Annotated in this window: 10 protein-coding genes; 2 read left to right on the top strand and 8 right to left on the bottom strand. The window is 70.7% G+C overall.

Annotation, left to right across the window (positions count from 1 at the left end):
• Positions 1-576 precede the first annotated feature (576 nt).
• On the bottom strand, positions 577-1878 hold the full coding sequence (gene tyrS, locus AC1DZA_RS16710) for a tyrosine--tRNA ligase (protein WP_476773588.1): 1302 nt from the start codon (positions 1876-1878) through the stop codon (positions 577-579).
• A gap of 137 nt (positions 1879-2015) precedes the next feature.
• On the opposite strand from tyrS, the gene AC1DZA_RS16705 reads away from it, so the two are divergent.
• Complete coding sequence (locus AC1DZA_RS16705; RefSeq protein WP_476773587.1) at positions 2016-2636, top strand: DNA-binding protein; 621 nt, start codon at positions 2016-2018, stop codon at positions 2634-2636.
• Positions 2637-2709: 73 nt separating this feature from the next.
• Positions 2710-3312 (top strand): hypothetical protein, encoded by a 603-nt coding sequence (locus AC1DZA_RS16700; protein ID WP_476764025.1) that lies wholly within the window; start codon positions 2710-2712, stop codon positions 3310-3312.
• Between the two features lie 11 nt (positions 3313-3323).
• Here AC1DZA_RS16700 and AC1DZA_RS16695 read toward each other — a convergent pair whose 3' ends face one another.
• From AC1DZA_RS16695 to argC, 7 genes are all read right to left on the bottom strand, one after another.
• Complete coding sequence (locus AC1DZA_RS16695; RefSeq protein WP_476773586.1) at positions 3324-3944, bottom strand: DNA-3-methyladenine glycosylase; 621 nt, start codon at positions 3942-3944, stop codon at positions 3324-3326.
• Between the two features lie 7 nt (positions 3945-3951).
• Positions 3952-5385, bottom strand: coding sequence for an argininosuccinate lyase (argH, locus tag AC1DZA_RS16690; protein ID WP_476773585.1), 1434 nt, complete (start codon positions 5383-5385; stop codon positions 3952-3954).
• A complete protein-coding gene (gene argF, locus AC1DZA_RS16685; protein WP_476762983.1) occupies positions 5385-6314 on the bottom strand; it encodes an ornithine carbamoyltransferase in 930 nt (309 codons plus the stop codon). The genes argH and argF overlap by 1 nt, the downstream gene beginning before the upstream one ends.
• 69 nt (positions 6315-6383) lie before the next feature.
• Positions 6384-7595, bottom strand: coding sequence for an acetylornithine transaminase (locus AC1DZA_RS16680; protein WP_476773584.1), 1212 nt, complete (start codon positions 7593-7595; stop codon positions 6384-6386).
• Positions 7592-8515, bottom strand: coding sequence for an acetylglutamate kinase (gene argB, locus AC1DZA_RS16675; RefSeq protein WP_476773583.1), 924 nt, complete (start codon positions 8513-8515; stop codon positions 7592-7594). Before argB ends, AC1DZA_RS16680 begins: the two co-directional genes overlap by 4 nt.
• A gap of 1 nt (position 8516) precedes the next feature.
• Positions 8517-9668, bottom strand: a complete 1152-nt coding sequence (argJ, locus tag AC1DZA_RS16670) for a bifunctional glutamate N-acetyltransferase/amino-acid acetyltransferase ArgJ (RefSeq protein WP_476773582.1) — start codon at positions 9666-9668, stop codon at positions 8517-8519.
• Positions 9665-10708 (bottom strand): N-acetyl-gamma-glutamyl-phosphate reductase, encoded by a 1044-nt coding sequence (gene argC, locus AC1DZA_RS16665; protein WP_476773581.1) that lies wholly within the window; start codon positions 10706-10708, stop codon positions 9665-9667. Before argC ends, argJ begins: the two co-directional genes overlap by 4 nt.
• Positions 10709-10918 lie beyond the last annotated feature (210 nt).

Here is a 10918-nt window from a genome sequence, read left to right as displayed (position 1 = left end):
CATGTGTTAAGCACGCCGCCAGCGTTCGTCCTGAGCCAGGATCAAACTCTCCAAAAAAACTGGTTCCAACACCCCCGAAGAGGCATTGAGAGCTTCAATCACTGACAGAGAAACAACTGACTATAAAAATCAAATTGTCCATCAATCAAAGGAATCCATACCCACCCCAAAAGGAGTAAGGCTGGGGTTCAATAAATTGGCATTGAACATAGTGCACGCTGTTGAGTTCTCAAGAAACGGACGCACCCGGTTCGGCACCCATCGGGCGCCTCATCCGAGGCTTGTTTCGTTGTTTCCATCCGGTCATCCCGAGGGACGCATCCGAATGCTTCAAGCGAGTCGAAGAATTGCTTCTTCGTGGCTTGGAATCGTTCCGCTTGAGGCCGATGAGCTCTTCCGCTCTTTCGCACCTTTGGGGCAACGAGTGATTACATTACGTGGATCCCGGGGGTCGTGCAACTCAGCGCTGCATCCCGGGCGTGTCGCGCGGAAAGACGGAGAAACGACCGGCACGACGAAGGGCTCCGGACGCCCGCTGGAGCGGACAACCGAAGCCCTCGGATCGGAGATCTGAACCTACTCGACGAAGATGCCCGCGAGCGTCTTCTTGCCGCGACGGAGCACGGCCATGCCCCCACGCGGCACACGACCCTCGAGGGTCGCCGTCTCGTCGTCGACCCGCATGTTGTCGAGCGAGACGCCGCCCTGCGTGATGGCGCGCCGGCCCTCGCTCTGGCTCGTCACGAGCCCGGTGTCCGCGAGGAGCTGCGCGATCGAGGCATCCGGTGACGTGGTCGTGTTCGGGAGCTCGCGGAGCGCCGACTCGAGCGTGTCGGGATCGAGCGCCCCGAGGTCGCCCTGTCCGAACAGCGCCTGGGACGCGGCGACGACAGCGGCCGTGGCATCCGCCCCATGCACGAGCGTCGTCACCTCGGTCGCGAGCACGCGCTGGGCCTCGCGTCGGAACGGCTCGCGCTCCACGAGGTCCGCCAGCTCCTCGATCCGTGCCCTGCTGAGGAACGTGAACACCTTCAGCCGGCCGATGACGTCGGCATCGTCGGTGTTGAGCCAGAACTGGTAGAAGCGGTAGGGGCTGCACATCGCGGCATCCAGCCAGATGGCGTTGCCCTCGCTCTTGCCGAACTTGGTGCCGTCGGAGTTCGTGATGAGCGGCGTGCCGATGGCGTGCACGCTGCGACCCTCCACCCGATGGATGAGATCGGTGCCGCTCGTGAGGTTGCCCCACTGGTCGCTGCCGCCCGTCTGCAGGACGCAGTCGTACTGCCGGTACAGCTCGAGGTAGTCGAAGCCCTGCAGGATCTGGTAGCTGAACTCGGTGTAGCTGATGCCGGCGTCGGAGTTGAGGCGCGACGCAACCGCGTCCTTCTTGAGCATCGTGCCCACGCGGTAGTGCTTGCCGATGTCGCGGAGGAAGTCGATGGCGCTGAGGCCCTCGGTCCAGTCGAGGTTGTTCACCAGGCGCACGGCGCTCGGGCCCTCGGCGGAGAGGAAGCGGCTCACCTGCGCGCGCAGGTTGCCGACCCACTCGGCCACGGTCTCCTTGGTGTTGAGGGTGCGCTCGGCGGTGGGGCGGGGATCGCCGATCAGGCCGGTCGAGCCCCCGACGAGCCCGAGTGGCCTGTGTCCGGCCAGTTGCAGACGCCGCATCGTCAGCAGTTGCACGAGATTGCCGAGGTGGAGGCTCGGGGCGGTCGGGTCGAATCCGCAGTAGTAGGTGATGGGCTCGCCTGCGAGCAGCTCCTTCAGCGCGGCCCGGTCGGTGGACACGTGGACGAGCCCGCGCCAGACGAGCTCCTCCCAGACATCCTCGAAGGAGTCGTCGTTCTGCTGGGTTGCGAGGATCACGGGGTCTGACACGCCAGCAAGGCTACCAGCGCGGCGCGCAGCAACGACTTCATGCCCCAGACTTGATCGAAGCGACTCAAATCTGTAGCATTGATCTCCAAGACTTCAGCCTTCAGGCTTGATCCGGCTCAGCGTGAGGAGGTGCATCCATGTTCGTCATCACTGTCGACCAGGTCGCGAGTCGCCGCGAGCGCGACCGTGCCGGCGGGCTCGTCGAGGAGCTCGCACAACGGCACGGCGACGAACTGGTGTTCCCGCCCGACCAGACGGCAGGCGACGAGATCCAGCTCGTCACCCGATCGGCGTCGACCGCGCTCGCGATCGTGCTCGACGTGACCCGCACCGGGAGGTGGAGCGTCGGCATCGGCGTCGGTGACATCCGGCTGCCGCTTCCGGATGCCGCACGCAAGGCCACCGGCACCGCCTTCATCGCCGCGCGCGAGGCCGTGGTCGCTGCGAAGCGCGCCGAGGGTCGCTTCGCACTCCGGGCGGCCGGCGACCCCCCGCGGCCCGCCGCCGACGTGGAGGCGCTCGTGCGACTGCTCGTGCTCCTCAGGGAGCGACGGACCGACCTCGGCTGGGAGGTCGTGGACCTCATGCTCGCAGGGCGCCGACAGAAGGAGGCGGCCGCCCTCCTCGCCGTGACTCCGGCCGCGGTCAGCGCCCGACTGAAGGCCGCGATGTGGCGCGCCGAGGAGGACGCGCGCCCGGGCCTGGAGCGACTGCTCGCCGAGCTCGACGCGGAATCCGAACGCGCCGCGACGACGTGACCCCGCGGTGGGGGCGGCCCTCGTTACACTGCTCGAAGCCACGGCCGTCCGGTCGCTGCGCGGAAGGAGCACCGTGAACCTCGTCGTCATCGCCGATGCCATCGCCTGGTCGGCGCTGCTGCTCTCGCTGACCGCCGCGGCCGCGCTCTCGGTGCTCGCGTTCCTGAAGCCGAGGTCGGTCTGGTTCTGGTTCGCGACGGTGACGCTCGGCATCGCGCTCATGGCCGCCGCGTCCATCTCCGCGCCGGCCGAGTTCGGCTTCGCACCGCTCATCACCGTGCTGGGCTTCACCGTGGCGATCTTCGGCGGGAGCCCGGCGGCCGCGACCGCGTTGAACCTCGCGATGGGCGCCAGCGCACCTCCCGGCCTCCACGGCGGCATCATCGTGGCCGAACGACCCACCGCCGAGGAGCAGCGCCAGGGCGTCGTCGCCGGTGGGCGCCGGGAGGTCCTCCGCGGCGGCCTCACCATCGGCGTGCTCGAGCGCGTCGCGACTGCAGGCTCGATCATCGCGGGCTTCCCCGAGGGACTGGCGATCGTGGTCGCCGTGAAGGGCGTCGGCCGCTTCACCGAGCTCGAGGCGCCCGAGGCGCGCGAACGGTTCATCATCGGCACCTTCGCGAGCCTGATCTGGGCCTGCGCGGCGGCGCTCGTCGTGCACCTCGCCGTGCACTGAGATCGCCCGCGTCAGTCGTGCGACTTCGCGTGACGCCGGTACGGCGACACTCCCGGGTCACCCGGGATCCAGAACCGCCACGGGAACGCCGCTCCCCCGCCCGCACCGCTCACGCCCGTGCGCGGGCCCGACGCGAACGGCTCGGGCACCACGGGAACCTCCAGCGCGAACGGCGGCGCCAGCAGGTCGGCGCCGCTCGCTGCCAGCGGCACCCCGAGCGCGACGGCGAGGCGGGCGGGCCCCCGCGCCAGGTCGCGGTCGGGGGCGCCGGGCCGACGCCGACGCGCGAGTTCGAGCCCCTCGACGATGGTGCCGCCGCGCAGGAGCACCGCCGACGACATGCCCGGGACTCCGGCCACGACGTTGAGGCACGTGTGCATGCCGTAGGTGAAGTACGCGTACAGGTGCGCGGCCTCGCCGAACATGACCGCGTTCCTGCGCGTCATGCCGCGGAACGCATGCGAGCCAGGATCCTCGCCGACGCCGCGGTACGCCTCCACCTCGGCGATGCGCAGGGCCACCGGTCCGTCCTCGGAGTCGTGGGTCAGCACGGCGCCGAGGAGCTGCGGCGCGAGCTCGACGGAGTCGCGCGCGAAGAACGCACGCGATGCCGTGACGAGCCGCTCCGTCATCCGTCGCTCAGCGACCCGCGACCGGCAGGCCCCCGACGAGGTGCCGCACGCGATCGGCGAGCCGGGCGAACTGCTCGTCGACCCGAACCGGCGCCGTGCCGCCGAGCCCGTCGCGACTCGAGACCGACCCCTCGACCGTGAGCACGCCACGGACCTCGGGCGTCAGGTGCGGCGAGATCGACGCGAGCGCGGCGTCGGAGATCTCGTCGAGCTCGAGACCGTGCTCCTCGGCGTAGCGCACGACCGCGCCGGTGATCTCGTGGGCGTCGCGGAACGGCACGTGCTGCTTCACGAGCCACTCCGCGACATCCGTGGCGAGCGAGAACCCCGCGGGCGCGAGCTCGGCCATGCGCTCGGTGTGGAACGTCAGCGTGGCGATCATGCCCGTGAAGGCCGGGAGGAGCACCTCGAGTGTCTCGACCGAGTCGAACACCGGCTCCTTGTCCTCCTGGAGGTCGCGGTTGTACGCGAGCGGCAGGCCCTTGAGCGTGGCGAGCAGGCCGGAGAGGTTGCCGATCAGGCGGCCCGACTTGCCGCGTGCGAGCTCGGCGATGTCGGGGTTCTTCTTCTGCGGCATGATCGAGGATCCGGTCGAATACGCGTCGTCGAGGGTGACGAACCCGAACTCGCGCGTGTTCCAGAGGATCACGTCCTCCGCGAGCCGTGAGACGTCGATTCCGATCATGGCGGTGACGAACGCGAACTCCGCGACCACGTCGCGACTCGCGGTGGCGTCGAGCGAGTTCTCGGCCGGCGCCGCGAGGCCCAGGTCGCGGGCGACGGATGCCGCGTCGAGGCCGAGCGTCGACCCGGCCAGCGCTCCCCCGCCGTAGGGCGAGACATCCGCCCGCTTCGTCCAGTCGACGATCCGCTCGAGGTCGCGCGACAGCGCCCACGCGTACGCCAGGAGATGGTGGGCGAGCAGCACCGGCTGCGCGTGCTGGAGGTGCGTGCGACCCGGCATGACCGCGGTGCGGTGCGCGTCGGCCTGGGCGGCGAGCGCGTCGATGAGGTGCACCAGCTGCTGGCCGATGGTCGCCGCGTGGTCCTTCAGGTAGAGACGCACGAGCGTCGCGATCTGGTCGTTCCGGCTGCGCCCCGCGCGCAGCTTGCCGCCGAGCTCGGGACCGACGATGCCGATGAGCGCGGCCTCGAGGGCGCCGTGGACGTCTTCATCGGCGTCGCCGGCGACGATCCGTCCCGACGACACGTCGGACTCCAGCTGGTCGAGGCCCGCGAGCATCGCGGTGAGCTCGACGTCGGTGAGGTAGCCCGCAGCCGCGAGGGCGCGGGCGTGAGCCCGGGACCCGGCGAGGTCGTAGGGCGCGAGCTGCCAGTCGAAATGCGTCGACTTCGAGAGCCGGGCGAGCTCGGGCGATGGGCCGCTCGCGAACCGGGCGCCCCAGAGGGATCCCTCGTTGGTGCCGTGCTCCTCGGCCATCAGGCGTCCTTCCGCTCGAGCAGCCACACCAGCAGCGCCTTCTGCGCGTGCAGCCGGTTCTCGGCTTCGTCCCAGATGATCGACTGCTCGCCGTCGATGACCTCGGCGGTGACCTCGTAGCCGCGATCCGCCGGCAGGCAGTGCAGGAAGACCGCATCGGATGCCGCGAGCGACATGAGTTCGCGATCGACCTGGTACGCGCCGAACGTCGCGACGCGGTGGGCCTTCTCGTCCTCCTTGCCCATCGACACCCAGGTGTCGGTGACGATGACGTCGGCGCCCGAGGCCGCCTCCGCGGCATCCGTGAACAGGCTGACGGAACCGCCGGTGGTCGCGGCGACGCGGTCGGCGTCGGCGACGACGGATGCCGCGGGCGCGAACTCCTCGGGGGACGCGACCCGCACGTGCATGCCCGCCGTCGCGCCGGCGAGCACGTAGGACTGGGCCATGTTCGAGGCGCCGTCGCCGAGGAAGGTGACGGTCAGCCCGGCGAGGCGACCCTTGTGCTCACGGATGGTGAGCAGGTCGGCCAGCAGCTGGCACGGGTGGAAGTCGTCGGAGAGTGCGTTCACCACCGGCACCGTGGTGCCGGCGGCCATCTCCTCGAGTCCGGCCTGCCCGTAGGTGCGCCAGACGATGGCCGCGACCATGCGCTCGAGCACCCGGGCCGTGTCGGAGGGGGTCTCCTTGCCGCCGAGCTGGCTGTTCGCCGTCGAGATGATGAGCGGCGATCCGCCGAGATCGGCGATGCCGACGGCGAACGACACCCGGGTGCGCGTCGACGACTTGTCGAAGATCACGGCGACGGTCTGGGGTCCGGCGAGCGGCTTCGTGCCCCAGCGGTCGGCCTTCAGTCGCTCGGCGAGGTCGAGGATCTCGGCCTGCTCGGCCGGAGTGATGTCGTCGTCGCGGAGGAAGTGGCGGGTCATGCGGTTCCGTTCGTGTGGATCGGGTCGTGCGAGGTCTGCGTGGTCTGCGTGGTGACGGTCTGCCCCGGTTCAGTGGAGCGCCGAGGTGACGGCGTCGAGGGCGCGGGAGAACTTGTCGGCGAACTCGTCGACCTCCGCGTCGCCGATGATCAGGGGTGGGGCCATGCGGATGGTGGAGTCGTTCGCCGCGTTGACGATGAGGCCCGCTCGCATGGCCTCGGCGGTGAGCCGGGTGGCGACCGGCTCGCTGAGCGCGATGCCGATGAGGAGGCCCCGGCCGCGGGTCCCGGCGATGAGCGGGGAGCCGAGCGACGCGATGCGCTCGTCGAGCTGCCGCCCGCGCAGGGCCGCGTTCTCGACGAGGCCGGCCCGCTCGATCTCGCCTAGGACGGCGTTCGAGACCGCGGTCGCGAGCGGGTTGCCGCCGAACGTCGAGCCGTGCTGCCCCTTGGAGTACAGCGACGACGCGTGGCCGAAGGTCACGAGGCCGCCGATAGGGAACCCGCCGCCGATGCCCTTCGCGACGGTGATCGCATCCGGCGTGATGCCGGCGTGCTGGAACGCGAACCACTCGCCGGTGCGGCCGGCGCCGGTCTGGATCTCGTCGACGATGAGCAGCGCGCCGTGCCGGTGCGTCAGCTCGCGGGCGGCCACGAGGAATCCATCGGGCAGCTCGACGACGCCGGCCTCACCCTGGATGGGTTCGACGAAGAGCGCGGCGACCCCGTCGTCGAGCGACGCCTCGAGCGCCTCGATCGTGGCCGGGATGTGCTCGACTCCGCCGGGCAGCGGCTCGAAGGCCTCGCGCATGTGCGCCTTGCCGGTGAGCGCGAGCGAGCCCATGGTGCGTCCGTGGAAGCCGTCGACGAGCGCCAGCACGCGGCTGCGGGCGCCGCCCGAGTTGTTGAGGCGCGCCAACTTGAACGCGGCCTCGTTCGCCTCGGCGCCGGAGTTGCCGAACCAGGCGCGCCCCTGGTCGCCCGTGCCTGCCAGGCGGGTGATGCGCTCCGCGAGCTCGAGTGCGGGCTCCGTCGTGAAGTAGTTGGACACGTGCGCGAGGCGGGCCGCCTGCGTCGAGACGGCCTCGACGAACACGGGGTGCGCATGCCCGAGCGAGTTCACCGCGATGCCTGCGAGGAAGTCGAGGTACTCGTGCCCCGCGTCGTCCCACACCCGCGCACCACGGCCGTGATCGAGCTTCGCGAGCGGCATCCCGATCGCGCGCATCACGCGTCGGTCGAAGCGGCCCTGCCACTCGTTGAGGTCGTCGAGGGCCGTCATGCGGGAACCACCTCCGTGCCGATGCCCGACTGGGTGAACACCTCGAGCAGGATCGAGTGCGGGATGCGCCCGTCGATGATCGCCGCCTTGGCGACGCCGCCCTCGACGGCTTCGAGGCACGCTGCCATCTTCGGGATCATCCCCGATTCGAGCTTCGGGAGCAGGGCCGTGAGCTCGGGCACGTCGATCACCGACACGAGCGAGTCGCGATTGGGCCAGTCTCGGTAGAGGCCCGCGACATCGGTCAGGATCACGAGCTTGGCCGCACCGAGCGCGACCGCGAGGGATGCCGCCGCCGAGTCGGCGTTCACGTTGAGCGACTGTCCGGGCGTAGCGCCGTCGGGCGCGATCGAGGAGACGACCGGGATGCGGCCCGCGTCGAGCTGCGCGTGCACCGCGGCCGGATCGACGGCGACCACGTCGCCGACGAGTCCCAGGTCGACCTCGACCCCGTCGACCACGGCGCCCCGGCGGCGGCCGGTGAACAACCCGGCATCCTCGCCCGAGAGTCCGGCGGCCAGCGGGCCGTGCTCGTTGACGAGCGACACCAGCTCGCGATTGACCTGACCCGACAGCACCATGCGCACGACGTCCATCGTCTCGGGCGTCGTGACCCGGTAGCCGCCGCGGAACTCGCTCTCGATGCCGAGCCGCCCGAGCATCGCCGAGATCTGGGGTCCGCCGCCGTGCACCACGACGGGCTTGATGCCGGCGTAGCGCAGGTAGACCATGTCCTCGGCGAACGCGCGCTGCAGCTCTGGGCTCACCATCGCGTTGCCGCCGAACTTCACCACGATCGTCTCGCCGTGGAAGCGCTTCAGCCACGGCAGCGAGTCGATGAGCACCTGCGCCTTGTCGCCCGCCGTCGCCGTCCAGGCCGCGGCATCCGTCTCGTTCGTCGTCGCGTTCTCGTCGCCCATGTCAGCTCGCGTACGCGCTGTTCTCATGCACGTAGTCGTGCGTGAGGTCGTTGGTGAGGATGGTGGCGGATGCCTCGCCGGCGTGCAGCTCGATGAGCACGTGCGTGGCACGCGGTGTCAGGTCGACCTGCTCGCGCGGCGCGTCGGGCCGTCCCGCGTGGCACACCCGGACACCGTTCATGGACACGTCGACGAGGTAGGGGTCGAACGGCGCCTTCGTCGTGCCGATCGCCGCGAGCACCCGCCCCCAGTTGGGATCGTTGCCGAAGATCGCCGCCTTGAAGAGGTTGTTCCGGGCAACCGACCGGCCCACCTCGACGGCGTCGTCCTCGGAGACCGCCCCGCGCACCTCGATGGCGATGTCGTGGCTGGCGCCCTCTGCGTCTTCCTGCAGCTGCTGCGCGAGTGAGCGGCACGCGTCGGTCACGGCTGCCGCGAAGGCGGCCGGCTCGGGCACGACGCCCGACGCGCCCGAGGCGAGGAGCGTCACCTGGTCGTTCGTGGACATGCAGCCGTCGGAGTCCAGCCGGTCGAAGGTCACCCGGGTGGCGTCACGCAGCGCGGTGTCGAGCGCCTGGGCCGCGACGTCGGCGTCGGTCGTCAGCACCACGAGCATCGTGGCGAGGCCCGGCGCGAGCATGCCCGCGCCCTTCGCGATGCCGCCGACGCGCCATCCGTCACCCTCGACCACCACGGTCTTCGGGCGCGTGTCGGTCGTCATGATGGCCCGCGCGGCGTCGGCGCCGCCCTCGGTCGAGAGTCGGTTGGCGGCCGACAGCACGCCCTCCTGGAGGACCTCGCCGTCGAGCTGCTCGCCGATGAGCCCGGTGGAGCAGACCAGCACGTCGCCCGCCGCGACCCCGAGCGCGCCCGCGGCGGCCTCGGCGGTGCCGTGGGTCACCTGGAACCCCTGGGGGCCGGTGAAGCAGTTCGCCCCGCCGGAGTTGAGCACGATCGCCGCCACCAGTCCGTCGGCGATGGCCTGCTCGGACCACAGGATCGGGTTCGCCTTCGCGCGGTTCGACGTGAAGACCGCCGCGGCCGCATTCGACGGCCCGCGGTTCACGATCAGCGCGAGGTCCAGCGCACCCGTGCGCTTGATGCCGGCCGCGACGCCCGCGGCCTCGAATCCTGCGGGGGCGGTGACGGTCACGGGGCGACTCCGTTCACGGGAAGGCCGGTGGACTCGGCGAGCCCCAGCGCGATGTTCGCGGACTGGATCGCGGCACCGGCGGTGCCCTTCACGAGGTTGTCGACGGCGGTCACGACGACGACGCGGCCTGCCGCCTCGTCGACGGCGAGCCCCATGAGCGCCGTGTTCGCGCCGAGCACGTCGGCGGTGCGCGGGAACTGGCCGGGCGGCAGGAGCTGCACGAAGCGCTCCCCCGCGTAGGCGTCCTCCCAGGCCGCGCGGACGGCCGAGGCATCCGTGCCCGGGACGATGCGGGCGGTCGACGTCGCCAGGATGCCGCGCGACATCGGCACGAGCACCGGCGTGAAGGAGATGGTCGGCGCCGCGGCACCCGCCCAGCGAAGCGACTGCGAGATCTCGGGGATGTGGCGGTGGCCGCCGCCCACCGCGTAGGGGTTCGCCGAGCCGAGGAGCTCGCTGCCCAGCAGGTGCGCCTTGAGGCTCTTGCCGGCACCGGACGGGCCCACGGCGAGCACGGCGACGAGGTCGCGGTCCTCGATGACGCCCGCACGGATGCCGGGGGCGAGGGACAGGGCGACGGTCGACGCATTGCACCCCGGGGCTGCGATGCGGCGGGCACCGGTGAGTCGGTCGCGCTGGGTGCCGGTCAGCCGGGGCAACTCGGGCACGCCATAGGCCCACGCGCCGTGGTGCGCGCCGCCGTAGAACGCTGCCCAGTCGACGGACGACTCGAGGCGGTGGTCGGCGCCGCAGTCGATGACGAGCGTCTCGGGCGACAACTGTGCCGCGATCGCTCCGGATGCTCCGTGCGGAAGCGCGAGGAAGACGACGTCGTGACCGGCGAGCGTCTCGGCGTTCGTCTCCTGCAACGTGAGGTGCGTGTAGGTGCGCAGGTGCGGCTGCACGGCCACGAGCGGCTGGCCCGCATTCGCGTGCCCCGTGACGGTGCGCACCTCGAAGTCGGGATGGTCGGCGAGGAGGCGCAGGATCTCCCCTCCGGCATAGCCGGACGCGCCGGAAACGGCGACGGAGTACGTCATGGATTCCACCTTAGGGTCTGTGCGGTCGGGGCGAGGGCCGGGCGACGCCCCGCGACAGGCCGACTAGGCCGCGACAGGGGTCGCCGAGATTCGGCGCTCGCCACGACGTCGGTTGCGCACGACCGGGACACGCGAGACGCGTGCGGCGGTGGCGAACCGGGTGGCGGACATGTGTGCGACCCTATCGCGCGTCGGGAATGCATGCAAAAC

It is taken from the genome of Agromyces sp. P2_B3, assembly GCF_056404815.1.
Note: the sequence above shows the minus strand (reverse complement) of the source record. Positions and strands in the feature narration are given on the sequence as shown.

Bases quoted from the DNA above. Each gene is read 5' to 3' on its own strand.
- AC1DZA_RS16705 (WP_476773587.1), top strand. From the start codon at position 2,016: ATGTTCGTCATCACTGTCGACCAGGTCGCGAGTCGCCGCGAGCGCGAC.
- AC1DZA_RS16695 (WP_476773586.1), bottom strand. From the start codon at position 3,944: ATGACGGAGCGGCTCGTCACGGCATCGCGTGCGTTCTTCGCGCGCGAC.
- argH (WP_476773585.1), bottom strand. From the start codon at position 5,385: ATGGCCGAGGAGCACGGCACCAACGAGGGATCCCTCTGGGGCGCCCGG.
- argC (WP_476773581.1), bottom strand. From the start codon at position 10,708: ATGACGTACTCCGTCGCCGTTTCCGGCGCGTCCGGCTATGCCGGAGGG.
- argF (WP_476762983.1), bottom strand. From the start codon at position 6,314: ATGACCCGCCACTTCCTCCGCGACGACGACATCACTCCGGCCGAGCAG.
- argB (WP_476773583.1), bottom strand. From the start codon at position 8,515: ATGGGCGACGAGAACGCGACGACGAACGAGACGGATGCCGCGGCCTGG.
- AC1DZA_RS16680 (WP_476773584.1), bottom strand. From the start codon at position 7,595: ATGACGGCCCTCGACGACCTCAACGAGTGGCAGGGCCGCTTCGACCGA.